The 22,402-nt window shown below is 68.2% G+C and carries 21 protein-coding genes and 6 pseudogenes; 13 read left to right on the top strand and 14 right to left on the bottom strand.

Annotated elements, in window-relative coordinates; translation table 11 throughout:
• The first annotated feature begins 84 nt into the window (after nucleotides 1-84).
• From ACIOHP_RS28630 to ACIOHP_RS28620, 3 genes are all read left to right on the top strand, one after another.
• Nucleotides 85-645 (top strand): tetratricopeptide repeat protein, encoded by a 561-nt coding sequence (locus ACIOHP_RS28630; protein WP_401891949.1) that lies wholly within the window; start codon nucleotides 85-87, stop codon nucleotides 643-645.
• A 178-nt stretch (nucleotides 646-823) separates the two neighbouring features.
• Nucleotides 824-1,591, top strand: coding sequence for an SDR family NAD(P)-dependent oxidoreductase (locus ACIOHP_RS28625; RefSeq protein WP_401891948.1), 768 nt, complete (start codon nucleotides 824-826; stop codon nucleotides 1,589-1,591).
• A 26-nt stretch (nucleotides 1,592-1,617) separates the two neighbouring features.
• Nucleotides 1,618-1,977 (top strand): MerR family transcriptional regulator, encoded by a 360-nt coding sequence (locus tag ACIOHP_RS28620; RefSeq protein ID WP_401891946.1) that lies wholly within the window; start codon nucleotides 1,618-1,620, stop codon nucleotides 1,975-1,977.
• Nucleotides 1,978-2,155: 178 nt separating this feature from the next.
• On the opposite strand, the pseudogene ACIOHP_RS28615 reads toward ACIOHP_RS28620, so the two are convergent.
• Nucleotides 2,156-2,488, bottom strand: a pseudogene (locus ACIOHP_RS28615) (GNAT family N-acetyltransferase); the annotation flags it as partial.
• 89 nt (nucleotides 2,489-2,577) lie between these two features.
• A complete protein-coding gene (locus ACIOHP_RS28610; protein WP_361559127.1) occupies nucleotides 2,578-2,952 on the bottom strand; it encodes an amphi-Trp domain-containing protein in 375 nt (124 codons plus the stop codon).
• 247 nt (nucleotides 2,953-3,199) lie between these two features.
• Between ACIOHP_RS28610 and ACIOHP_RS28605 the strand changes: the two genes are divergently transcribed.
• Both ACIOHP_RS28605 and ACIOHP_RS28600 read left to right on the top strand, forming a co-directional pair.
• On the top strand, nucleotides 3,200-3,526 hold the full coding sequence (locus ACIOHP_RS28605) for a carboxymuconolactone decarboxylase family protein (RefSeq protein ID WP_361559124.1): 327 nt from the start codon (nucleotides 3,200-3,202) through the stop codon (nucleotides 3,524-3,526).
• 144 nt (nucleotides 3,527-3,670) lie between these two features.
• A complete protein-coding gene (locus ACIOHP_RS28600) occupies nucleotides 3,671-5,107 on the top strand; it encodes a DUF2252 domain-containing protein (protein ID WP_401891944.1) in 1,437 nt (478 codons plus the stop codon).
• Between the two features lie 239 nt (nucleotides 5,108-5,346).
• Here the strand turns inward: ACIOHP_RS28600 and ACIOHP_RS28595 are convergent, their stop codons facing one another.
• Nucleotides 5,347-6,039: a DUF899 domain-containing protein gene (locus ACIOHP_RS28595; protein WP_401891942.1), complete on the bottom strand. Its 693-nt coding sequence runs from the start codon at nucleotides 6,037-6,039 to the stop codon at nucleotides 5,347-5,349.
• Nucleotides 6,040-6,482: 443 nt separating this feature from the next.
• Nucleotides 6,483-6,938, bottom strand: a complete 456-nt coding sequence (locus ACIOHP_RS28590) for a hypothetical protein (RefSeq protein ID WP_401891940.1) — start codon at nucleotides 6,936-6,938, stop codon at nucleotides 6,483-6,485.
• Between the two features lie 305 nt (nucleotides 6,939-7,243).
• On the opposite strand from ACIOHP_RS28590, the pseudogene ACIOHP_RS28585 reads away from it, so the two are divergent.
• Nucleotides 7,244-7,508, top strand: a pseudogene (locus ACIOHP_RS28585) (transposase); the annotation flags it as partial.
• An 8-nt stretch (nucleotides 7,509-7,516) separates the two neighbouring features.
• Here the strand turns inward: ACIOHP_RS28585 and ACIOHP_RS28580 are convergent.
• Both ACIOHP_RS28580 and ACIOHP_RS28575 read right to left on the bottom strand, forming a co-directional pair.
• The gene (locus ACIOHP_RS28580; protein ID WP_401891939.1) at nucleotides 7,517-7,981 is read right to left on the bottom strand and encodes a hypothetical protein; all 465 of its coding nucleotides are present in this window, start codon (nucleotides 7,979-7,981) and stop codon (nucleotides 7,517-7,519) included.
• Nucleotides 7,982-8,604: 623 nt separating this feature from the next.
• Complete coding sequence (locus ACIOHP_RS28575) at nucleotides 8,605-9,366, bottom strand: isocitrate lyase/phosphoenolpyruvate mutase family protein (RefSeq protein WP_401891937.1); 762 nt, start codon at nucleotides 9,364-9,366, stop codon at nucleotides 8,605-8,607.
• Between the two features lie 335 nt (nucleotides 9,367-9,701).
• On the opposite strand from ACIOHP_RS28575, the pseudogene ACIOHP_RS28570 reads away from it, so the two are divergent.
• Nucleotides 9,702-9,986 (top strand): annotated as a pseudogene (locus tag ACIOHP_RS28570) (hypothetical protein); the annotation flags it as partial.
• Nucleotides 9,987-10,400: 414 nt separating this feature from the next.
• Here ACIOHP_RS28570 and ACIOHP_RS28565 read toward each other — a convergent pair.
• Nucleotides 10,401-11,399, bottom strand: a complete 999-nt coding sequence (locus tag ACIOHP_RS28565) for an NADP-dependent oxidoreductase (RefSeq protein ID WP_401891936.1) — start codon at nucleotides 11,397-11,399, stop codon at nucleotides 10,401-10,403.
• Nucleotides 11,400-11,521: 122 nt separating this feature from the next.
• Here ACIOHP_RS28565 and ACIOHP_RS28560 point away from each other — a divergent pair, with 122 nt between their 5' ends.
• The 5 genes and pseudogenes from ACIOHP_RS28560 to ACIOHP_RS28540 all read left to right on the top strand — a co-directional run bounded on the left by ACIOHP_RS28560 (nucleotide 11,522) and on the right by ACIOHP_RS28540 (nucleotide 16,164).
• Nucleotides 11,522-12,397, top strand: coding sequence for a LysR family transcriptional regulator (locus ACIOHP_RS28560; RefSeq protein ID WP_401891934.1), 876 nt, complete (start codon nucleotides 11,522-11,524; stop codon nucleotides 12,395-12,397).
• A gap of 112 nt (nucleotides 12,398-12,509) precedes the next feature.
• Complete coding sequence (locus ACIOHP_RS28555; protein ID WP_401891933.1) at nucleotides 12,510-12,713, top strand: transposase; 204 nt, start codon at nucleotides 12,510-12,512, stop codon at nucleotides 12,711-12,713.
• A 528-nt stretch (nucleotides 12,714-13,241) separates the two neighbouring features.
• Nucleotides 13,242-13,997 (top strand): class I SAM-dependent methyltransferase, encoded by a 756-nt coding sequence (locus ACIOHP_RS28550; protein WP_401892408.1) that lies wholly within the window; start codon nucleotides 13,242-13,244, stop codon nucleotides 13,995-13,997.
• 193 nt (nucleotides 13,998-14,190) lie between these two features.
• Nucleotides 14,191-14,386, top strand: a pseudogene (locus ACIOHP_RS28545) (transposase family protein); the annotation flags it as partial.
• 488 nt (nucleotides 14,387-14,874) lie between these two features.
• Nucleotides 14,875-16,164 (top strand): hypothetical protein, encoded by a 1,290-nt coding sequence (locus tag ACIOHP_RS28540; protein WP_401891931.1) that lies wholly within the window; start codon nucleotides 14,875-14,877, stop codon nucleotides 16,162-16,164.
• A gap of 435 nt (nucleotides 16,165-16,599) precedes the next feature.
• On the opposite strand, the gene ACIOHP_RS28535 is transcribed toward ACIOHP_RS28540, so the two are convergent.
• The 3 genes from ACIOHP_RS28535 to ACIOHP_RS28525 all read right to left on the bottom strand — a co-directional run bounded on the left by ACIOHP_RS28535 (nucleotide 16,600) and on the right by ACIOHP_RS28525 (nucleotide 18,520).
• Nucleotides 16,600-17,787, bottom strand: coding sequence for a tachylectin-related carbohydrate-binding protein (locus tag ACIOHP_RS28535; RefSeq protein WP_401891929.1), 1,188 nt, complete (start codon nucleotides 17,785-17,787; stop codon nucleotides 16,600-16,602).
• A gap of 55 nt (nucleotides 17,788-17,842) precedes the next feature.
• Complete coding sequence (locus ACIOHP_RS28530; RefSeq protein ID WP_401891927.1) at nucleotides 17,843-18,043, bottom strand: hypothetical protein; 201 nt, start codon at nucleotides 18,041-18,043, stop codon at nucleotides 17,843-17,845.
• A 168-nt stretch (nucleotides 18,044-18,211) separates the two neighbouring features.
• Entirely contained in the window at nucleotides 18,212-18,520 is a 309-nt protein-coding gene (locus tag ACIOHP_RS28525) for a hypothetical protein (RefSeq protein ID WP_401891925.1), read from the bottom strand.
• A 159-nt stretch (nucleotides 18,521-18,679) separates the two neighbouring features.
• Between ACIOHP_RS28525 and ACIOHP_RS28520 the strand changes: the two genes are divergently transcribed.
• Nucleotides 18,680-19,675 (top strand): helix-turn-helix domain-containing protein, encoded by a 996-nt coding sequence (locus ACIOHP_RS28520; protein WP_401891923.1) that lies wholly within the window; start codon nucleotides 18,680-18,682, stop codon nucleotides 19,673-19,675.
• A 160-nt stretch (nucleotides 19,676-19,835) separates the two neighbouring features.
• Here ACIOHP_RS28520 and ACIOHP_RS28515 read toward each other — a convergent pair.
• The 4 genes and pseudogenes from ACIOHP_RS28515 to ACIOHP_RS28500 form a co-directional block, all read right to left on the bottom strand.
• Nucleotides 19,836-19,934 (bottom strand): annotated as a pseudogene (locus ACIOHP_RS28515) (DUF5990 family protein); the annotation flags it as partial.
• On the bottom strand, nucleotides 19,922-20,386 hold the full coding sequence (locus ACIOHP_RS28510) for a DUF4209 domain-containing protein (protein WP_401892405.1): 465 nt from the start codon (nucleotides 20,384-20,386) through the stop codon (nucleotides 19,922-19,924). The pseudogene ACIOHP_RS28515 and the gene ACIOHP_RS28510, both read right to left, overlap by 13 nt.
• Before the next feature lie 106 nt (nucleotides 20,387-20,492).
• A complete protein-coding gene (locus tag ACIOHP_RS28505; protein ID WP_401892403.1) occupies nucleotides 20,493-21,968 on the bottom strand; it encodes a cellulase family glycosylhydrolase in 1,476 nt (491 codons plus the stop codon).
• Nucleotides 21,969-22,144: 176 nt separating this feature from the next.
• Nucleotides 22,145-22,360 (bottom strand): annotated as a pseudogene (locus ACIOHP_RS28500) (hypothetical protein); the annotation flags it as partial.
• Nucleotides 22,361-22,402: the final 42 nt, after the last annotated feature.

Below are 22,402 nucleotides of genomic sequence, written 5' to 3'. Positions count from 1 at the left end.
GGTTCGACCTCGGACAGTACCGAGCGCTCGCGTCGCGGCCTTCTGGTGGGTGCCCGATGACAAGGCATCGGGCAGGTCGCCACGGTGGCGACGTTCGGCTCGGTATGTGCGGTGCTCGCGGTCGGACACAACCTTGCGGACCATGTGATCGGTCAGGCCGATCACCAGGCCGGAAGAAAGGCGGCGCCGTCGGCGGCTGAGGTCGCCGACGGCGTGAGCCCGCAGCGGGGCCGGGGCGCGTGTCTGGGACACATAGTCCAGTACCACCTGGTGATGGCGGTGATGGCGGTGATGCTGGCCCTGGTCTGGGCCGTCCTCCCGCTCCAGATGTCCTGGGCCAGCCTGGCGGAGGGGCTCGCCGTGTCGGCGTGGATCACCGGTGGCCGGTGCGCTGGCTGTTGGAGCACATCAGGTCGCTGCTCCCCGCGTCCACGGGGGTCGGAGTATCCGGACACGCTGAGCACGGCGCTCAACCTGGCCGTCTGGTTGGCGGATGTGGGTCGAGTGGGGGAGGCGGTGGTGTTGGGGGAGGAGACGTTGGAAGTGCAGCGGCGGGTGTTGGGGTTGGAGCATCCGGACACGCTGGACGCGGTCAGTCTGCCGGAGTGGCTGAAGCGGCAGCAGGCTGAGGGCGAAGCGTCCTGACCCTGTTGCCCCGCTCTGCACCGTCTACCAGCGCATCCCCAACGCGTTGCGGTCTGACCGTCGTTCGGGGCCCAGTGTGCCGGCGCGGCGGCGGGCGTTGGCGAGGAACGAGCCGAGTCCGATGACCGGGTACCCGCGGCAGAATGCTTGACCTTGCCGCTGGCGGCAGGGTTGGACGATGAGCGGCATGGACAGCATCACACCGCAGAGCAGTAGAACTGTCGTTGTCACGGGAGCCGGCACCGGGATCGGCCGGGGCGTCGCCCGCGCTTTCGCCGCCGAGGGTGCCCGCGTGGTCGCGATCGGGCGGCGGGTCGAGCTGCTCAAAGAGACCGCTGCCGAGAGCGACCGGATCATGGCGCTGCCCGTCGACATTACATCCGAGGGTGAGCCCGAGCGGATCGTCCAGACTGTGCGGGAGACATACGGCCGATTGGACGTGCTGGTCAACAACGCCGGCATTGTGCGCAGCGGAGCCCTCGGCACGCTGACGCTGGAGATGATCAAGGCTCAGCTCTCCACCAACCTCGTCGCCCCCACTCTGCTGGCCCAGGCCGCGCTGCCGCTCCTGGAGATGTCTGGCGGAGTGATCGTCAATGTCACTACGTCGGTGGGGCAGCGGGGTTGGCCCGGCAGCTCGGTCTACGCGGCGACCAAGACCGCGCTGGAACTGTTGACCCGCAGTTGGGCGGTCGAACTGGCACCCCGCGGTGTCCGGGTGGTGGCGGTCGCCCCCGGTGCGATCGATACGCCCATCGGCGAGCATCAGGGACTGACGCCGGAGCGGATGGCCACAGTGCGGGAGTGGCAACTGGCGCACACCCCGCTGGCCCGGGTCGGCCGACCCGAGGAGGTGGCCTGGGCGGTCACCCAGCTTGCCGCACCGGCGGCATCGTTCATCACCGGCGTGATACTCCCAGTGGACGGCGGAGCGGTGGTGGCGTGATAGGAGTGGCTCGGGAGGTGGAAGGCGTGCGGATCGGTGAGCTGGCCAGGGCAACTGGGACGACCGCTCGTGCGCTGAGGCACTACGAGCAGGCCGGGCTGATCTCCTGCGAACGTGCCTCCAATGGCTACCGCGTCTATGACGAGCGGGCCCTGGTGCGGGTCCGCAACATCCGCTATCTGCTGGCCGCCGGGCTCACCCTGGACGACGTGCGTGTGTTCCTGCCATGCCTGGACGGCGATGTGGCTGCCGTACCGCCCTCCACCAAGGGCCTGCGCGTCGCGCGGGAACGGCTGGCGGTCCTCAACGAACGGATCGCCGCCCAGACCAAGGCCCGCGACCGGCTGGAAGCCGCACTCCGGGAGACGACCGGCGACCGGATCTGACCCGTGGTCTGACCAGGGATCTCACTGTCGCGGGGGCGAAGAACGGGCGGAACAAGATGAGACAGCCTCAACTGGACATGTCTCATGCACGGCTGCCGGGCACGGCCGAGGAGGACGTTCCCGACCGGTTCGGCCCCTCGGCGTCCCGGAACACGACGAACGTGTCTCCGGGCAAGTCTCGCGGCAGAAAAATGTAGTCGAGATCGACCTTCCCCGCAGCAGCCGGGCGACGGTGCTGCGGTGCTGCGGTGCTTTCCTGAGCAGGAGCTGGCCGATCATCGCCCCGTCGAGGTCGACGACGAAGCTCTCGGGCCACCGCTCAGGCACTTCGGGCATCTCGCGTTCAAGCTCCTCGCGCCGGCGGGCGGTGCCACCGAGGTAGGTGTGCACCTGTGGCGACGCCAGCAGCTCGATGAAACGCCGCACGGTCCCGGGCCTCAGACACAGGAAGTGCAAGCCTGTCGGCCCTGACCGGGGCAGGCGGCCAGACGACAGGTCCAGCAGCGATCAAGACTTCCCGAACGATCAAGCCACCGGCCCGGGCCCCACCCTCACCAACGGAGGCCGGACTCTTTGTCCCGACGGTCTAAGGACGGGTCGTCAGGGCTTTTTCGTCGCGGACCGCTTCGTACCTGTGCCGCTGTTGCTGCTGGTAACGCTGCGCTTCGGCTTTGCTGGGGCCTTCTTGCGTGTGCGTGTGGTGGGCTTCTCCGCGCCTGCGGCCGTTTGCGATGGCGTTGTCCTGGGCCGTGTGGTCGGCCACGTGAACTCGATCTCCAGTTCGATCTCCCCGTCACCGACTTCGACTTCTATCTCGCTGCGCAGGTCGTCGGGGATCCGCAGGCTCAGCGTTCCGGGACTGAGTTCCACTTCGGCCTCCCCGCCCTTCCGCAGAGCGGCGGCCAGCGCAGCGAGTTGATCAGCAGCTTCCAGGCGTGACAGGGAGCGCTTCCGCTCGAACTTGAGGTCCTTCATGGTGTCTCCGATCCGGAGGCTGCCTGGGTGCCGGGCAGCCCTGCACAACCGCCGTTCACATCCGACCGGCGGATTACCTCCAATCTCGTCCCCTCGGGCGCGACGCGCACGTCGGGAATGCGCGCAGAGACGGCACGCGATGCGCGAGGCCCGAAGGGGATCTACGGTTGAGAGGCCCCGTGTGCGGAATGCGGTTCGTCCGCCTCACGCCCCTTCGGGCTCGACACTCACCAGGAGGGCATACGTCATGTCCACTGCATCGGACACTCCTGTCCTGGACGTCCTCGCCGCCATGACGGTCGACTCCGTCGAGCGGTGCGGGCTGGCTCCGGACACGCTCCTCCTCACGCGCATCGCGGCACTCGCCGCTTCGGACGCCCCGCCCATCTCCTACGCGGCCCATATCGACCCGGCGATCAGAACCGGTCTGAGTGTCGAACAACTGCAGGACGTCCTGGTCGCCATCGCACCCATCGTGGGCACCGCCCGCGTCATGACCGCGGCGGGCCACATCGCCACGGCGCTCGGCATGGCCATCGCCGTCGCCGATGCCGAGGTCGAAGCTCAGGGCTGAGAGCAGCCGCCCGCCCGGCATAGGTGATCTGCACGGCCGGCAGGGGACAGAGCGCCAGGGAAGAGCCCGCCGGGTACGACGTGCCGTGTGCCGGGTGTCCCCATGGCGGCAGAAGCAGGGCAGGACTAGGCAGGAGCGTCTTTGATGTCCCAGAACGCGACCACGGCCATGCGGGCCGCACCCCACGCCACGCCCGAGAACCGCGCGGCTCTCGGCAAGGAGGCACGGCGCCGCTCGCCTCGGTCGGGTCACGCCGTGTACACGCCGTCTCCCGACCGGCCGGACCCGCTGTCGATTCTTGAGGCGCAGTCCGAGGCACGGGTGCCCGAGCTCGTCCCGATCCGCTACGCCCGGATGATGGAGTCCCCGTTCCGCTTCTACCGGGGAGCCGCCGCGATCATGGCGTCCGACCTGGCCGCCAGCCCGGTCTCAGGGCTCACCGCCCAGCTGTGCGGGGACGCACATTTGCTGAACTTCCGTCTGCTCGCCTCACCGGAACGGCGGTTGGTGTTCGACATCAACGACTTCGACGAGACGCTGCCGGGCCCTTGGGAGTGGGACGTCAAGCGCCTGTCGGCGAGCCTGGTCATCGCGGGCCGGGAGAACGGCTTCGACGACGACGAACGCGCCCGCATCGTGCGCGCCACAGTCCGTTCGTACCGCAAGGCGATGATCCGCTTCGCGGAAACGGGCAACCTCGACGTCTGGTACACGAAGATCGACGCGGACCTCCTCGAATCACTGGCCTCAGGCCGGCTCCATGCAACGAAGCGCGGTCGCAAGAACCTGGCCCACGCGATCGCGAAGGCCCGCACCCGCGACAGCCTCCAGGCTTTCGACAAGCTCACCGAGACGGTCGACGGCCGGCCCAGGATCGCGGCGGAGCCCCCGCTGCTCATCCCGGCCAGTGACCTGCTGCCGGATGTGGAGCGCAGCGCGCTGGAGCGTCAGTTCCGCGGTCTGATCGAGCGGTATGGTCGCACGCTCGCGTCCGACCGGCGCACGCTCCTGGAGGACTACCGACTGGCCGACGTCGCCCGCAAGGTGGTCGGCGTCGGCAGCGTCGGAACCCGATGCTGGATCTTCCTGCTCCTCGGCCGCGACGACCAGGACCCGCTCTTCCTCCAGGCCAAGGAGGCCGACACCTCCGTACTCGCCGCACACGTCGGCGCAAGCCAATACCGCAACCAGGGCGAGCGGGTGGTCTCGGGCCAGCGGCTGATGCAGGCCACCAGCGACATCTTCCTCGGCTGGGAGCGGGTGGACGGGATCGACGGCAAACGACGCGACTTCTACGTCCGCCAGCTGCGCGACTGGAAGGGCATCGCCATACCGGAGAGGATGCGGCCGAAGGACCTGAAGGCGTTCGGTGAACTGTGCGGAGCCACACTGGCGCGTGCGCACGCACGGTCCGGCGACCGCATCGCGATCGCCGCATACCTGGGCAGCGGCGACTCCTTCGACCGCGCACTCACCTCCTTCGCGGAGTCATACGCCGACCAGAACGAGCGGGACCACCAGGCTCTCCTCGACGCGGTACAGGCCGGCCGACTCCCCGCGGAGGAACTGCCGGCAGCCTGACCCGCGACAGGACACCCGGCTCGCCCCGCACGCCTATGGCCTTCCGCCACTCCAGCGCGGATTGCCCTCGTCCGGTCAGCTCGTTCTTCCAGCCCTTGGGCGGGGCGGCCAGGCGATGCCCCACTGAGTCAGCGTAGGCAACTTGTCCGGCAGTTACGGGGACGCCGAGCGATGGTCGATCCGTCGCGCATCGGCAGCATCTCCGAGTTCACCCGCTCACCGGCTGTGACGGAGGTCGTTCAGCTGCCGGAGCCCGGGCCATAGAGCGCAGCGATGTCTTTGGACGTCGCCCACCGGCTGTAGGTGGGCGACTGAGGCCAGCCCTCGGGCGAGTCCTGCCACTCCTCCTGCCGTCCGTACGGCAGGAGGTCGATCAGCGGGAAGGTGTGACTGAGCTGTTCGGTGCCCCGGCCGTTGGTGTGCCAGGTGCGATAGACGGTGTCGCCGTCACGCAGGAACACGTTGACCGCGAATCCTGCGTCGGGCGGTGCACCGACGTCGGCCCCGAAGGAGCTGTTGGCAGTCGAGTACCAGGTCATCTGGTTGCCGACCCGCTGCCGGTAGGCGAGTGCCTCTGTGATCGGCCCCTGGGTGACGATGACGAATCGCGCATCGTAGTTGTCCAGGAACTCCAGGCGGGTGTACTGCGAGGTGAACCCCGTGCAGCCCGGGCACTGCCATTCCTTGCCGGCGAACCACATGTGGTTGTAGACGATCAGTTGCCTCTTGCCCTCGAAGACGTCCGCCAGCCGAACGGGACCGTCCTCGCCCTCCAGGGTGTAGTCGGGCATCTCCACCATCGGCAGGCGACGACGCTCGGCGGCGATGGCGTCAAGCTCCCGCGTCGCGGCCTTCTCCCGGGCACGCAGCGCCTCGAGCTGGCGCTCCCACGATGCGGCATCGACGACGGGTGGTAGTGCGTGGGTGGTCATGGTCCCTCACAGAATCGTGTGCAGCTTTCGCTCGTACAGAGGTAGACCCCACCGGGCCCCGGAACTCATCGCCCCCGAGCCGCCCCTTCCACGCTCGCACGACTCCGCAGGCGGGCAGTTCCGAGCGTCGAGGATGGACAGCGGACAGAGCAACCCCTGTCCGTTACTTCCGCCGGGCCGGCCACCCCACAGGCAGTGCCTCATCGTTGACCGGCGCGGCGCGGCGCGGCGCGCATCGGCTCGGGCAGTGACCAGCCGCACGGCACAGACGCAGACATGATCGACGTCTTCCACCGCTCCAACGCGCACCGGCCCCTGTTCCGCCAGGTGCGCACCGGTTCCAGGCCTTCGACGCGGAGCTGACGACGGGGACCACTCGCTCGGAGAGGTAGCAGGCGGCGGTGAGCCGAGGCCAGGGTGACCAGGGCCGACTGTCGGGACGGTCAGGCGATGTGGCTCACTATGTAGGCGGTGCCCACCCTGTCTTCCTCGGGTGAGTCCGCCTGGATGGTGAGGCCCGGCCCGGCCGTGGTGAAGTCGAACCCGTTCGTCGTCGCCTCGGTGCAGTCGACGCGCTTGGCTGTCTTGGCGGTGCCTGAGGCGACCGTGAAGGTGACCGTGCCCTCCCCAGCGCAGGCCACCTCCACCCGCAGGGCGGTGCCGGTCTTGACGGTCTCGTCCAGATTCTCTCCGGGCACCGCGAGGGAGCCGGACGAGATCAAGCCCTCGTCCGACTCCAGGCGGTCCGTCATGTTGAGCAGGTCGCGGGCTTCCTTGTCCAGCTTCTCCCGGCCGGATGGGGAGGACGGCTGCGCTGTAGGTGACGGGGTGGAGGTCGCCGTCTTGTGGGACTGGGGAGTCTTGGACGGCGTAGGCGCGTCGGAACAGGCCGATGTCATGCCGGTAATCAGCGCGACGGCAGTCAGAGCAGTGGCGGTGTGGCGGGTGAAGCGGTACATGAGTCCCCCGAAGTGCAGGCCGAAGCCAAGCAGTTGTATAGAACGAGGTGATCATCTCGTGTGAACACCCGCGTCACGCATGCGGTCTGGGCACCGGTACCAGATTGGTGCACAGGTTCGACGTACTTCGCCTGCTCAAAGCCCGCTTCAGCCGTCAGGTGTCCTCGGCAAATTCGATCGTCAAGGAACCGGGATCAAGCGACCCCGCGGCGCGCGGCGGCCTCGGCCATTTCCATGAACGCCATGGCGGCCGGCACGCCGACAAGGGCTACGACTACGACCACCTGCGTCGATGGCTCCGCCGACGGGGCATCCGCCACCGTATCGCCCGCAAGGGCGTCGAGTCCTCACAGCGGCTGGGCCGGCATCGTTGGGTGGTCGAAAAAAACCGTGTCCTGGCTGGCAGGCTGCCGAAGGCTCCACCGTCGCTACGAACGCAAGGCCGAGCACTTCCTCGCCTTCGTCGGCATAGCCGCAACCCTCATCGGCTATCGACGACTCACAGGCTGAGGCGCCGACTACCCGAGGACCTGTTCCGCCGCCTGGCGATACTGCTTCGACCAGTCTTCCGTCAGTTCCCACAGGGCAGGCAGGCCGTCCTTCCGGAGACGGTCCTCCGCCTCCCGCTGGCACGCCACTTCGAAGCGGGCCAGGGTGTCGAAGGAGCCGATACGGACGGCGGACGGCCAGGCTGCCGCCGCCTCCGAGGCGAAGCCCAGCGTCTGCGCTGCCACGATGTTCTGCTGCTTCGGCTTGGTCAGCACCACCGTGCCGAACACTAGACGCGTCCAACCTCCAACGAAGGCATGACCCGGGAGCCCTGCCGGGTACCTGGCATCCAGGGACCAGCTCTCGGCAAACGCCGAACTGAGCAAGTCGTCGTCGAGTTCCTGGCCATCAAGAAATGCCCTGATGCTCTCCACTCCCGCCATGATCGAGGCGTAGGCGTCGAACAGGCCAGACCGCCCGGTCAGCACCTCCATGGCCCCGCCCAGCCGGACGGTTGCGGCGCAACACAGGGCTTCTCCAACGGCGTCAAACGACTCGTCCACGATCCCCCGACCCATGGCCCGACCCCCGACGGAGGCACCCTCAGGCACGATAACCGCAAAGGCGCCATAAGAAGCGAGGTCTTAGCTGCCGACCATGGCGAGCCATGGCGTGAAGGGTATGCCAAAGGTTCACTGTGCAGTGAGCTCAGCGTCAACGATGCTCACCAACGACCGTGCTTGACACCGACTTCGATGCCGCCCTTGTGCTCGTCGGCAACCCGGCTACGAGCGCGCAGCTTGTGTGGCCAGGCGGGCCAACATCCCAGTCCTGATCAGTCACTTCATGGCGACGTGTCATTTCACCATTGCGACGGGTTCTAGTGTGATTCCGGCGTCGCAGCTGTCCTGCATTCGGCGGCGTTGAAGCGGCTGGAGGCCATTCGACCTCCAGGCCACTCACCGGTCACCAGGGCAGGCGTGCCTCAACTCGGGCGATGAGGCGCCATCCGGAAGAGCCGTCTATGGCGACGCAACCTCGCAAGTCCGCCGCTGAGCTCCACCGTGCGGTGAAGAGTTCTGGCGGCGCGGCCGGACCCTGCCGCCCGGTCAACTTCTCAAGGTGCCCAGGGCTTGAGCATGTCCTTCATCGTGTCGGTCAGGGCGATTTGCAGGAGCGGGCCGTAGGTGATCCGGCCTACGCCGAGGCGCCGGAAACGCTCGAGGTCGTGCTTGACGGGGTGGGCCGTGGAGTTGACGGGGATGTTCACTGCCCCGATCACCGCGGTGAGCAGTTCATCGTTGTCCTGGATTCCTACCGGGTAGACGCTGTCGGCTCCGGCCTCTTCCACAGCACGCAGTCGGTCGATCGCCTCCTGGAGGACGCCGGAAGCGTCCTGCGCGTGCAGGAAGAGGTCGGTGCGTCCGTTCACCCAGACCGCGACACCTGACTCGTCCGCCGCCGTACGCAGGCCCGCGATGTAATTCGCGTGCTCCTCGGTGCTGCGCACCCGGCCGCCGTCCGAGTGGACGGTGTCCTCGATGTTGAGGCCGACCCCGCCGACCTCGATGAGCCCGGCGACGAGATCAGCGGGCTTTTGCCCGTATCCGGACTCCAGGTCCACAGACACGGGCACGTCGACCGCCGCGATGATCGGCCTGACGGCGGCGAGCACTTCGTCGAAGGTCTGCCCCTCGTGGTCCGCTGCTCCTCGGGACTCTGCGAGGGGATGGCTGCCGACCGTCAGCGCGGGGAACCCGGCGGCCACTGCTGCACGCGCGGACCAGGCGTCCCAGACGGTCGGCAGCACGAGCGGCTTGCTTTGGGCGTGCAGCTGCTTGAGGCGTTGAGCTCGCTCTACGGTGGTATCGAAGTCCATGTCGGGAACACTACCCGGACCACCGGGCGAAGCGGCCTGACAACGGGCATGCGACACCCGGCTGATGGAGCGCGGGGCCGATCAGCCTCTACCGCCGGGCGCCAACGTCATGGCCATCCCCAACAGCCCCCTCGAACCGCCGTCGTGGGAAGAATCGGCGTGTTTGTCAGCTGAACTGTCCACCGTCGCGCACGCGCGCGGCTCCGCCATCAGACAGCAGTCGAAGCAACAGACACGCAGCTTCCATTTCGACTGTCCCCGACAGTTCCCGAACGCCGTGTGTGACACCTGCCGATACGAGGCCGAGGTCCTGCGCGAGACAGACCCCGCCTACGGGCTGCACCGCGCCGATCGGATCGACGGACCAGCACCGCATCCGGGACCTGAGGTAGCCCTGCCGCCCGTCGGCCCGCCTCTTCGACGCACAGGAGGCTGGCGCCACCGACCAGGAGCTCCAGGAGACCGTGGCCGAAGCGCTCAAGGAGGTGTACTTCCTGGACGGCGGCCGCACCGGGGGCCTGCAGGAGGTCCGGTTCACGGACCCGAGCGCCCAGAGTTCGACCGTAGCAACCGCGCGCCGAACAGCCCTCGAGCCCGGGTATGGAGCCGAGGCACGGTAGTTGTCGCAAAGGCAAGGCCCTTGTCACCCCTGCCATAGGCGAACGGCGTGCCGTGCTTCACCGGGGTAAATGAGGGCGGGTTTCGGCTTGAGGCAGAGCATGATCTACCGGGTGACGAGGGGAGCGGATATGGGCGTGAGCGTCGTTGGTGGGGATGTGTGGCACGAGCGGCTGGGGTGGGCGTACGGGCTGATAGCAAGCGATCCGGCTGATCGTGCTGCTGCGCTGGTCCGTCTGGCTGATGTTGAGCGGACCACGCAGGACGCCTGGGATCGGCTCAACAGGACGTGGCGGCGGAGGTATTCGCTGGGTCGGAGGGCGGCGGACAGGAACTACCGGGAGGTCCTGAGGTATTCGCTGCCCGGCGGGTTGTGGGACCGGCCGGCCGGCGTTGCGCCTGCTGAGGTTCGGCGATCACGACGTCACTGTCAGCACGATCTTGCCTTGGAGGTGGCCCCGCGCGGCTCGCGTGTGTGCGCTGGCCGCCTGGGGAAGTGGGTATGTGCAGTCCACTCCGACCTGAAGCTTGCCCTCGTCCAACAGGCGCCCGATCTCGGCGAGCTGGGGGCCGTTGGAGCGCACCTGAATGTTTGAGACGGTGATGCCCAGACTCGCCGTCTCTTCCGGGGCGTACTGGGCGAAGAACACCGGAAGCATGGTGCCGCCGCGCTTGAGCACGGTCAGGAAGCGTGCGCTGTCCGGGCCGCCGACGGTGTCGATCACCAGGTCGACGCCGCTGACCACGTCCGCGGCCTGCGTCTTGGTGTAGTCGATGAACGCATCGGCGCCGAGCTTGCGCAGGAACTGCTCGTGCCGGCCCGAGGCCACCGCGATGACGTGTGCCCCCTTCCATTTCGCCAGCTGGACCGCGAAGTGGCCCACTCCACCGGCGGCCCCGTTGACGAGCACGGTCATCCCTGGCGTGATCGGCGCCGGCTGGTGCACCTGGCCGGTGAAAGGGGACGGCACGTCGTGGCCGAGCTCAACCAGGTACTGCCAGGCCGTAAGCACGGCCATTGGCGCGCCAGCTGCCTGGACGTGGTCGATACCGGCCGGTTTGTGCGCCAGGTCCGAAGCCGGCGCGGCCACGTACTCGGCGTACGTCCGGCCGTCGAATCCGGGGAACCGCAGCATGCCGAAGACCTCGTCACCGACAGCGAACCCCACCACGTCCGGAGCGACCGCCTGGACCACGCCCGACATGTCCGTTCCGGGGATCAGCGGGAACTCCAGCGCGGGCCTCATCTCGGCCGGCATCACCTTCATCCCCTCACGCAGGTACCAGTCCGGCGGGTTGATGCCCGCCGCGTGCACCCGGACGAGCACCTCGCCCGGGCCGATCTCGGGAACCGCTACCTCGTCGTAGTGCAAAACTTCCGGCCCGCCGACTTCGTGGAACTGGATCGCCTTCATCGCGCCTGTCGCTTTCTCGGGGAAACGTTGTTCCTTCAGTCAAGGCCCAGGACGGCAGTGCCGTCCAAGACCGCTTCGGCAACCTGATCATTCCGAAACGGCATGACGCGTACGCTGCAAGGGTGAACGATCTCGGACAGGACCTGGAACTGCGGCTGGTGCGCTACTTCACCGTGGTGGCGGCCCACCAGCACTTCGGCCGGGCCGCCGCCGAACTGCACGTGGCCCAGCCGGCGCTGAGCCGCCAGATCCAACGGCTCGAGAAGTATCTCGGCACGCGACTGCTGGACCGCACCCCCCAGGGCACCCGGCTCACTCCGGCCGGCCAGACGTTCCTCCCCCGGGCCCAGGCCCTGCTGCAGGAGGCCCGCCAGGCCGAGCTGTCCGTGCGTGAACAAGCCCAGACCGAACGAATCTCCATCGGCTACGTCGAGGACCTGGTGATCACTGCCGCCGTGCGGGAGTTGCGCCGTCGTTACCCCAACGCCGAGATCGCCACCCGGCATCTGAGCTGCCGTGAGGTCGGCTCGCTGTTGGACAGGCGTGTCGATGCCCTGATCGCGCGGGCCCCGCTGCCGCTCGCCTCCGACGACGTGTTCACCACCCCGCTGTACGAGGAGCCCCGGGTGCTCGTGGTCCCGCGCGGCCATCCCTTGGCCGACCGGGCGTCGGTGACGGCAGAAGAACTGGCCGGCGAAGAGGTGGCGCCGTGCGTGTTCGAGACTGCGGACTGGGCTTCCTACCGGATCCTCGGGGCCGGCGTGCCGCCGATCGAGAACTACGAGGACAAGCTTGAACTCGTAGCGAGTGGCGAGGCGATCGCCGTGCTACCGGTCGGTGATCGGCGTAGCTCACTGCGTCCCGACCTCGTCACCGTTCCGGTCGAGGGCGCTCCGCCCAGTCAGGTCGTCCTGGTCAGCCGCAAGGGTGATTCGAATCCGATGATCAGGAATCTCGGGCTGGCGGCCCAGGCCGTCCTGACCGCCCCGGCTGCCTGACCGGGACCAGGCCCACGATGACCATGAGCAGCAGGCCCGCCAGGGTTGAGGTGCCCCGAGGGTTCCGGACAGGGACCCAACAGGGTTGCCCTGAACAGGAAACGACGATGAAGTGGCGCCACCGAGCAAGTACTCGCCGGAGTTCCGCGAGGAAGCAGTCCAGATCGCGTTGCGGTCGAGCAAGACGGTCTCCGAAGTCGCCCGGGAACTTGACCTGAGCCCGGAGACCCTCCGCGGCTGGGTGAAGAACCACGAGAAGCAGCTGGAGCCCGCCTCCAAGGCGGAGCTGACTGTGAATGAGCGGGCGCGCTGGTAGGCCGGAGTCTTGCGGGGGCGGATGTTCAGGCGGACGGTTCCCCGACTGGACGGCATGGGGGGCCTGGCGCTGGCCGGCGTTCCCCCGCGACTTGAGGGTATGACGGCACGTCACGCGCGGTGTCCTGGCAGCGCCCGGGCCCGGCGGCGAGGGCGCGCGGTTCGCCTGTGAACGGCGCCGGTCAGCTCACCTGGTCGTACCGGCCGAGGAAGCGGAACTTCCCTCAACGGGAGCCCTCCGGGACGGGGCAGTCGTCGGTGAAGCAGGGAACCCCAGCGGGCGACCCCTGGAATCCCCCGCCTTTAGGCGGGAGAGGAAGCCAACCGCGTACTGGACACGCTGCGTATCAAGTTCGGACGTATTGATAATTCCGAAGCGCCGAACACGGCGAATGACCGAGCGGATCTGCTCGCGCTATCCGCGGCATGGGCGGACGGGTTGTCCCTGCGAAAACCATTGGTGCCCGGCTTGCTCCTCTGATGGGCTGACGTCCCGCCGTGAGTCTGCTGTGTGACGGAGGTAGTGGTTGTGACGGAATATGACGTGCTTGCCGAGGTGTACGAATGGCTCATCTCGGATGCAAAGTTGCCTCCCGCCGAGTTCGCTGCGTCGTTCGATGACGCCCTCAGCCTCCTGCCGTCGAACGCTCACGTCCTCGACTGTTCGTGCGGAACCGGACAGTTGGCGGTCGGCCTCGCCGGTCGTGGCATGCAGGTTGTCGCAACTGACGCCAGCGAAGCGATGGTTCGCCGGACTGCAGAGCTGTCTAAGGAGTTCGGGGCCTCCGTCCGGGCCGTGCGGGCGAACTGGGAAGAGTTGCCCGATCATTTCGAGGACGACACGTTCGACATGGTGTTCTGCGTTGGCAACTCGCTTCACCATGCTGCGGGCGCGACGGGCAGGGGTGCTGCTCTGGAGTCGATGTCACGGCTTCTGCGCCCTGGCGGGCGCTTGGTGCTCACATCCCGCACTTGGGAACTCGTGAGGGCCAGAGGTTCCCGGCTGGACATCAGGGACCGACTCGTCCGGCGAAACGGTCGCGATGCCGTCGTGGTCTACCGCTGGGAGATTGCGCCGCACTGGGAGGATGAGCACCACATCGAGATTGCGATCGCCCAAGTTGATGCGACCGGCATGGTTCGTGTCCGCTCGGAACTGCTGTCCTGCTGGCCCTACCGGTACGAGGAACTCGAAGTCGAGCTGCACCGGGTCGGACTCCGGACGGAAGTGAGCACGTTCGATCTTGAGGCCGAGAACTACATGGTGGTCGCGAGCAAGGTATAGAGACCGGGCTCTCGGTCCCTGGCAGGACCGCGTGGTTGCTCGCGGGACGCTTGCGCCCTCTCATCGGTGCGGGTTGAGGCGGTCAGCGCTACGCCTCGGACGAGGAGTCATGCTGAGGCGAGCGGACACGGCGGCCCGCGTAGCGCGCCCTTGGCGCGCGCGTAACCGTGCCGATGGCGAACTCGTCCTCGAAGACGGCACGCTCCTGCCGATCGACCGTAACGCCGCGCACGGGCTGTTCCACCGCGGCAAACACAAGAGGCACGGGATGAACGTGCAGGTCATAGCCGACCCCTTGGGCCACTGCTGTGGGCCTCACCGGCCATGCCCGGCGCCGTTCACGACGTCCGTGCTGCCCTGCACACGGCATCGTCGAGGCCCGGAGCGAGCGGCGTTGTAGCCGGTGAAGCTGTACGGGGAGTGGTCACCGGCGCTGCACGGCTTGCCGTCCGGTCCCGGTAGCCTTTGTCGGCTTCGAGCAACTGTTACCCGAAACCGTTGACAAACGCCGTGGCCGATTCCCCTGAGCCTCTCCGGGATGTGAATGGAGGCCGCAGGATCTGAGTGTCCGGCACGGAAACGGCAGTCCGTAAAAGGCCCCGGGTATCGACCGGCATGCTTCGTCCGCGGGACTGGGTGGCCCCATCGGCTGCCCAGCCTGGACGCTGTCATGGGCGAACGCCCCGTCAGGACGCTACCGGCCAGGGACGTTTGCGGCCATCGGATCTCTCTTCCGGCACTCCTGACCTGCGGCGAGAGTAGTTCCTGACACCGGGCGCCACACCCGCGAACAACCCTCACAGCTGTACCTGCAGGGCAGCTGTCCGGGCCAGGGACGTGCGTTCGCCCACTCGACTTCCGTGCCGCAGGAGAGACCATGAAGCTGAGCAACGTCATTCGCCGTACGTCCGCCACCCTCGCCGTCGGGGCGATGTCCTTGGGGCTGGTCACCGTCGCCGGCGGGGCCGCGCAGGCCGTTGCCTCGTGCACCGGGAACGTGTCGATCTATGGCACGCTGTCGGACGGCCGGTTGACGTACTCGCAGATCGAGCCGAACACCGGCGACCGCGTGAAGACACTCATCGGCCCGAACCTCGGTTTCACACCGAAGGCGATGGCGACGCTCAACTTCAACACGGTGCTGGTCACTTCGACGGCCGGTGACCTCTACCGCGTCGACATTCAGACCAACAACACCGCCCTCGCGCTCGCCGGAGTCACCAAGATCTGGGACGGCGGCTGGACCTTCGACAAGATGGTCTACGACGGCGCCGGCCACCTCTACGGCACGGTCGACGGGCAACTTCACCAGTACCTGGTGTCGCAGGACAAGCCTTCCGGGTCGGCCCACATAGGCCAGCATGTCGTGATCGACACGGGCTTCGTCCTCAAGACGCTGGCCGCCGCGGGCGACGACCGCATCATCGCCTCCACCTCGGACGGACGCCTGCTCAGCTACAAGATCAACGGCGTGAACGACTGGGACCGCGCGGTGCTGAAGTCGAGCGGCTGGTCGGCGGTCGACTCGCTGACTTCCCCCGGCGGGGGCCTCTACTACGGCCGCACCAACGGCGGCATGTACTGGTACCACGACTCCGACCCCACCGACGCGGACGGCTCCGACATCGCGTACCACCCGAGCGACCCGGTGGACGCCTCCGGCTGGACGCAGAGCCTGCTGTCGGCGTACGCAGACAACTGCGCCTACGTGCCCCCGGCACCGCCGCACTCCGTGCAGGGCGGCACGATCTACCGCAGCGAGGTCATGACCCGGGCCAAGGACTGGTACAACCGCAACATCCAGTACAGCCAGAGCGCTTACGCCACCGACATCGAGGGCGACGACACCTACCGCACCGACTGCTCCGGCTTCGTCTCCATGGCCTGGCACCTCACCTCCTCGCTGACGACGCAGACCCTCGACAACGCCGCCGCGCAGATCTCCAAGGCCGACCTCCGGCCTGGCGACGCGCTGAACTCCAGCAGCGAGGGGCACGCGGTCCTCTTCGCGGGCTGGAAGGACCAGGACGCCGGCACCTTCTACTACTACTCCGAGGGCAGCCCGGACTCGGACATGAACTACCGGTCTGCGAACGTCTACAGCGGCACCATCGACAGCCACCCGGCCTCGGCGTACGTGGCCCTGCGCTACAACAAGATCGCCTGACGCCCCGGCCCCACCGCGTCGCCCCCGAGGGCCCCGCCGACACCGGCGGGGCCCTTTCGGTATGCGCGCATGCCCGGCCCAGGGGCCGTGGGCGGCCGTACCGGAGACGATGCCTACCCCCTCGGCACGTCCGCCCGACGAAGGGCGCCGCCACTCCTCTGAGGGGGCGCCGCCCTTGTGCCGTACCCGTAGGCCCGCGTCTGACGCCCCGGCCCCGCTGCGTCGCCCCCGAGGGCCCCGCCGACACCGGCGGGGCCCCTTCGGTATGCGCGCACGCCCGGCCCAGAGGCCATGGGCGGCGTCGTACCGGCAGACGATGTCCACCCCCTGGGCACGCCCGTACGCACGCCCGCACGCCCGCACGCCAAAGGGCGGCGCCCCCTCGGAGGAGGGGGCGCCGCCCTTTGGCCTGTCCGTAAGTCCGTAACTACCGGTCTAGTACCAGTTGTTCGCCTGCCAGAAGTTCCACGCGTTGCAGGGAGAGCCGTAACGGCCGTCGATGTAGTTCAGACCCCATCTGATCTGGGTCAGCGGGTTCTCGTGCCAGTCGTCGCCCGCGGAGTCCATCTTGGAGGCGGGCAGCGACTGCGGGACGCCGTACGCGCCCGAGGACGGGTTCGTGGCGTTCCAGCGCCAGCCGCTCTCGTGGTCCCAGAGGTTCTCCAGGCAGGCCCACTGGGTGGCGTTGGCCCAGGCCGCGTCCTTCTGGTTCATCAGCTGCCGCCCGGCCGCCTTGACCTCGGTGATGTTGCCGCGGTCGACGGTGTCCACGGAGGTCGTGCAGGTGTAGGTGCCGGGCTGCGCGGACAGCAGCTTCTGTGTCCAGCCGCTGGTGTTGACCGGGTCGTCGAGGTGGTACGAGATGTCCGCGCCGGAGCCGTCGGTCGGGTTGGCGTCCTTGTACCAGTACATGGCCCCGGTGGAGAGCCGTCCGTAGTACAGCCCGCTTCCCGGGGAGACGAGCTGGTTGAAGCCCGACCAGCCGGAGGACTTGAGAGAATTACTCTTCCAGGAACCGGCACCCGCGACGGTGTAGTCGAGCAGCCGCCCGTCCTCGGTGGTGGCGCCGAGCCGGTCGTCGCCGGTGGCGGTGAGGGTCTTCAGGACGAACCCGGTGCCGATCTCGGTGCGTACGCCGATGTGCTGGGAGCCGGCCGGCTTGTCCTCGGTGACGTTGTAGCGCAGCAGCAGGCCGGAGGTGGTGGTGCCGTAGAGGTGGCCGTGACCGTCGTAGGTCAGCTTGTCGTGGGTCCAGCCGCTGTCGGCGATCCTCACCGGCGGGTTCAGTAGCGTGAGGCTGGTGTTGTTGGTCCTGATGTCGACGCGGTAGAGGGCGCCGCTGGTCGAGGTCATCAGGACGGTGTTGAAGTTGAGGGTCGCCATGGCCTGCGGCTCGAAGCCTAGGTCCGGTCCGACGAGCACCTTGGCGAGATCGCCGGTGGCCGGGTTGATCTGGCTGAAGGTGAGCCTGCCGTCGCCGAGTACGCCGTAGATGTTGACGCCGCCCGAGCACGTGGTGGCCGCGTCGGCGGTGGGAGCGGTCACCGTGAGGAGGGCGGTGCTCAGGGCGGCGGTGGTCAGCAGACCGGCGGCTCTGCGGCCGTGGGTGCGGATGGTCTTCACTTCTGGTTCCCCCGGGGGTGGTTGGTGTCGGGCAGTCAGTGGCGGCGCGGACGGCTTACTGCCAGCCCGCGTCGGTGGGGGCGGCCTGCCAGCCGGCGTCGGCCGGGGCGGCCTGCCAGCCGGCGTCCGCGGTGACGACGGAGGAGGACTCGGCGGCGTCCGTCCCGTATGCCGAGGTGACGGCCGGGGTGGCGAGGGCCGCGGTGACCACGAGGGAGACGACCGCGACGGCCTTGGCGATACGGGTGCGAGGCATGGCTGTCCGTTCCTTCCGGGACGAGGTGTGAGGTCCGGCCCGCTGTCGCGTCCCGCGGTGACGCGCTTGCCGGCCGGTGATCACCAGGTTCGTCGCCGCCCGGGCCCATGAGAAGGGTTCCTCGGTGGACGGAAAGGGCCTTGGACCGATACGTCCACACGGGCCGCTTCAGTCCACCGGCTGCGCCTCGAACGCCAGAGGTATCAACGGCACCCCGGCCCCCGTCAGTCGCGCCCCCGCCAACTGCGGGACGTCGCACAGCAGTCGGCCGCAGACACGCCCGGCCCGTTCCTCGGCCTCTCCCAGCCCGTTGGCCAGCAGGTAGAAGCCCAGGGTGAGTCGGGAGGAGGAGCGGGGATGCACGGCGACGTGCTCGACGCGGTCACCGGGGACGAGGGACGCGCGCACCAACTCACGGACGTCCGGCGGCAGACGGTTGCCGGGAGGGAGTTCCAGGTGCGCGTGGACGAGATACATGCGCTCCAGCGTCTCAACGGATGAGGTCGCCAAGTCCGCGTGGCGGGTGGCCGGTTGTGTCCCTGGCCCGTTCCGGCCTGCCCCTGTGACGAAACGTCTCTGTTCTGCGAAGATCAGCGCTGAAGAGGGGTCGTTGTGTGCAGAAACGGGGGGACGCACGTGCTGACCGCACTCGGGCTCGACGCTGTCGCGGAGACGGTGTACCGCGCCATGCTCAGACATCCGGCCGCCGGTGTCGCGGACCTCGGCGACACCGTGGGGCTGTCCGAGGAGGAGGTGCGCGACGCCCTCGACACCCTGAGCGAGCTGGCGCTGGCGCGTCCCGCTGCCGGGGATGCGGGGCGGCTGCGGGCGGTCTCGCCGGATGTCGGCATGGAGATCCTGATGGCCCGGCAGCAGGCCCAGCTGGCGGCGCAGCAGCAGCGCCTGGAGGCCTCGCGGGCGGCCGCGGCCCAGCTCATCTCGGAGTACGCCGAGCTGCGGCCGGCCGCCAGCCACCCGGGCGTGGAGCAACTGGTGGGGCTCGACCAGATCCGGGACCGGCTGGTTGTGCTCACCCGTGAGGTGCGCGAGGAATTCCTGACGTTCGCGCCGGGCGGGCCGCAGACCGCGGAGAACATGGCCGCGTCCCGGCCGCTCAACGAGGATCTGCTCGGCCGTGGGGTGCGGATGCGCACGATCTACCTGGACAGCGTGCGCGCCAACCGGCCCACTGTCGAGCACGCCAACTGGCTGGCCGGGCTGGGCGGTCAGGTCCGCACGGTGCCGTCGCTTCCCACCCGGATGATCCTCATGGACCGGCAGATCGCCATGATCTCCGTCAGCAGCGACGACACCGCCGCCGGCGCGGTGCTCCTGACCGGACAGGGCACGCTCACCGCACTGTGCGCGCTCTTCGAGACCATCTGGGAATCCGCCCAGCCGCTCGGCCGGCTCGTTCCCACCGACGCGCACGGTCTCACCGGCCAGCAGTCCACCGCCCTGCGCCTGCTCGCCGAGGGTCACACCGACGAGGCCATCGCCAAGCGCCTCGGAGTCTCCCATCGCACCGCCCGCCGCATAGCCTCCGAACTCATGGATCGCCTCGGCGCCCGCAGCCGCTTCGAGGCCGGCGTACGAGCCGTCCAACAGCACTGGCTCCCGTCCCACCCGTAACCCGCGCCCGTACGGTGACAGTGCCTGTTGCCAAGGTGCAGGGGCATGCGTGACTGCCGCGCGGGCCACCTCGCTGACGTGCGGTTATGCAGCTGCCGCCGCTGAGCGTCCTGGCGGCGCTGCTGTCGGCCGGAACGGCGTGCGACCTCTTCTGGCCGGTGCGTTCGGCCGTCCAGGTGATGTGCGGGGGCCGGACTCGTGCGCACAGGGGCCCGCCCTGTGCGTTGGTCAGGCCGAGGCGTCCGATCAGCAGTTCGGAGTCGTTCGGCTGCCAGGCGAGGGCGGGCCGCCGGCTTCTCCCGCTCGGTTCGCTTGCTGAACCTTCAAGGGGTGGACGGGGCGGGGGATCGATGCCCGTGGGCATAGCTGAGCAGGTACAACGGCCTGGAGGATGAGTGCGACGCGGTGCTTGGGCAGGGTGTCGACCATGCCGTGGCAGACGTCGTTGCGCAGGTTCATGCCGCGGTCGGGGTCGACGAGGAGCAGCTCCAGGGCCCGGCTCCAGTCCCGGGATACCCGGCGGCCGGCATGCTGCGGATGAGCCCGCCCATCTGGTCGACGGTCCCAGGAGACTGGCCCTTTTCCCCCAGCCAGAAGGAATGGGCATCCGACTGGTGCGGGACGCTCCGATGCCGGCCGCCGACCGGTTTCACACCTGGAGTCTGGGAGCGGGCGACTCCCCTGTGGGCTGCGGTTCGAGCACCTCGCCACACTCACACTCGTGGTGGTCGAAAGCCGCCCGGGCCGAGTTGTGCCGTTGGGGAATCCGGCCGGGGCGGCGTCGTACGCGGCGGCTGGGCAGCCGCTGGGTGTGCGGTTACGGGGTCGTGTAGGGGTCCTGGCTGATCAGGTGGGCCTTCAGACCCTCGCCGATGCCAGGTTCCGGGGTTCCGGCCCAGTCCTTGATGAGTACGGCGCCGGTGCTGCAGCCCCATGGGTTCCAGGTCCACGCGAGATAGCCCATGTTGTGCGCGTCGGCCCAGTCGACCAGCCGCTGCATGTAGTCGAAGCCGCAGTTGTCCTGGCCGAACTCGCCGATGACGACCGGTACTTGTTGCGCGAGCGGCGCGACCTGGCTGTCCCAGCAGGATTCGGTCGCGCAGGCGTTGAAGCTGTAGGAGTGCCAGGACGCGGCGAGGTTGTTCAGTGGGTCGGTCGGCTTGTACGTCAGCCACTCCCGCATGTCGTTGGCCCACTCCAGGCCACCCAGCATGAGGACGTTGGTCGCGCCGGTGGCCCGGACAGCGTCTACCAGGTCTTGCATGCCGGCGGTTTCATAGGGAAGGCCGGTGCAACTGCCGCCGTCTCGCCAGCACGTCCAGCCGAGGGTCTTGTCCCAGTTGCTGGCGACCTCCGGGTACGGCTCGTTGAACAGATCGAAGACGACGGCATCATCGCCCTTGAAGGCGTTGGCGACACCGGTCCAGAACTGGGGGGCGTACTGCGCGTCCGGCATCGGCTTCTGGCACGTCGCGGTGGCGTCCTTGCAGTGCCAGTCCGGCCCGTTGGTGTAGGCACCCCGCGTCCAGTGCAGATCGAGGATCGGGGTGATGCCATTGGCCACCAGCAGGTTGACGTAATCCTTGACGCCCTGCTGGTAGGTGGCTCCGCTGGGCGAGCCGTTGATGCCGAGCCAGCATTCCTCGTTCAACGGCACGCGTACCGCGTGGATGTTCCAGGTCTTCATCGCGTCGACGGAAGCCTGGTCGACAGGGCCGCTGTCCCAAAGCCCCTTGCCCTGCACGCAAGCGAATTCACCGCTGGAGCGGTCCACACCCAGCAGCCGATACTGCTTGCCGCTCGCGGTGACGATCTTGTTGCCGGAAACCTTCAGTTCCGGGGCCGGACCACTGGGACCGCTGGTCGGAGTGTTGGTGGGGCTGGGGGTCGGGGATGTCACCGAGCCCGTACAGGTCACGCCGTTGAGCGCAACCGATGCGGGTTCCGGATTGGCACCCTTCCACGCACCGGTGAACCCGATGGAAGCCGACCCGCCCGTATCCAGCGCCCCGTTCCAGTCAAGGCTGGTGGCGGACACGTGGGTTCCGGACTGTGTCCAGGTGGCACTCCAGCCGTTGGTGACCTTCTGGTCGGAGTTCGGGAAGTCGAACGTCGCGGTCCACCCTCGCATGGGGGAGCCGAGATTGGTGATGGCCAGGTTCGCGGTGAACCCTCCCGGCCATTCGCTCTGCACCTTGTACGCGATCGAGCAGCCGGTGGCGGCTGCCGATGCGGGCAGGGTGGCGAAGGCAAGGCCACCCAGGATCAGTGCACCGGCGGCGCCGGTGGCCATTAAGGCGTGACGACGTTTCACTTGATCTCCTCGTTGCTGTAAGGGATCGATGAGTTCGATACCCAGCTGATCGACGAGCTGGTGAGCCGGGCCCAGGCCGAGGGTCTGCAGCTGACCGGTCCACCAGGCGGGTGCTGCGCGCTGTACGGATCAAGGAATCAACAACTGTCGCGCGTTCAGATCCTGTTTTCCCGACGGATCCCACGCGGGCGTCCGCAGCCGATCGGTGACGAGCCCAGGGCCACGTCGTCGAACCAGAGAGTGTCGTCCCCGGTGCCGTGGCTCTCCCACCCCGGGCGCAGGCCGGTGGGGCGGGGAGGGGTCCTACGGGCGAGCCACTGCCCGTCGACGTTCCGGGTCGCGACCCCGTCCACGTGCAGTCCGGCGACCTCGTGGTCGGCGACCGATGTGCGCCCACCGGCCGGTCGGCAGCG

It is taken from the genome of Streptomyces sp. NPDC087859 (assembly GCF_044742595.1).
Taxonomy (GTDB): domain Bacteria; phylum Actinomycetota; class Actinomycetes; order Streptomycetales; family Streptomycetaceae; genus Streptomyces; species Streptomyces canus_F.
The sequence above is the reverse complement of the archived record's forward strand: the minus strand, read 5'-3'. Positions and strand labels throughout refer to the sequence as shown.

Excerpts from the sequence above, each read along its gene's own strand:
- ACIOHP_RS28625 (WP_401891948.1), top strand. The coding sequence starts at position 824 with ATGAGCGGCATGGACAGCATCACACCGCAGAGCAGTAGAACTGTCGTT.
- ACIOHP_RS28610 (WP_361559127.1), bottom strand. The coding sequence starts at position 2,952 with ATGAAGGACCTCAAGTTCGAGCGGAAGCGCTCCCTGTCACGCCTGGAA.
- ACIOHP_RS28605 (WP_361559124.1), top strand. The coding sequence starts at position 3,200 with ATGTCCACTGCATCGGACACTCCTGTCCTGGACGTCCTCGCCGCCATG.
- ACIOHP_RS28600 (WP_401891944.1), top strand. The coding sequence starts at position 3,671 with ATGTCCCAGAACGCGACCACGGCCATGCGGGCCGCACCCCACGCCACG.
- ACIOHP_RS28595 (WP_401891942.1), bottom strand. The coding sequence starts at position 6,039 with ATGACCACCCACGCACTACCACCCGTCGTCGATGCCGCATCGTGGGAG.
- ACIOHP_RS28590 (WP_401891940.1), bottom strand. The coding sequence starts at position 6,938 with ATGACATCGGCCTGTTCCGACGCGCCTACGCCGTCCAAGACTCCCCAG.
- ACIOHP_RS28580 (WP_401891939.1), bottom strand. The coding sequence starts at position 7,981 with ATGGAGGTGCTGACCGGGCGGTCTGGCCTGTTCGACGCCTACGCCTCG.
- ACIOHP_RS28575 (WP_401891937.1), bottom strand. The coding sequence starts at position 9,366 with ATGGACTTCGATACCACCGTAGAGCGAGCTCAACGCCTCAAGCAGCTG.
- ACIOHP_RS28565 (WP_401891936.1), bottom strand. The coding sequence starts at position 11,399 with ATGAAGGCGATCCAGTTCCACGAAGTCGGCGGGCCGGAAGTTTTGCAC.
- ACIOHP_RS28540 (WP_401891931.1), top strand. The coding sequence starts at position 14,875 with ATGAAGCTGAGCAACGTCATTCGCCGTACGTCCGCCACCCTCGCCGTC.
- ACIOHP_RS28530 (WP_401891927.1), bottom strand. The coding sequence starts at position 18,043 with ATGCCTCGCACCCGTATCGCCAAGGCCGTCGCGGTCGTCTCCCTCGTG.
- ACIOHP_RS28525 (WP_401891925.1), bottom strand. The coding sequence starts at position 18,520 with ATGTATCTCGTCCACGCGCACCTGGAACTCCCTCCCGGCAACCGTCTG.
- ACIOHP_RS28505 (WP_401892403.1), bottom strand. The coding sequence starts at position 21,968 with ATGGCCACCGGCGCCGCCGGTGCACTGATCCTGGGTGGCCTTGCCTTC.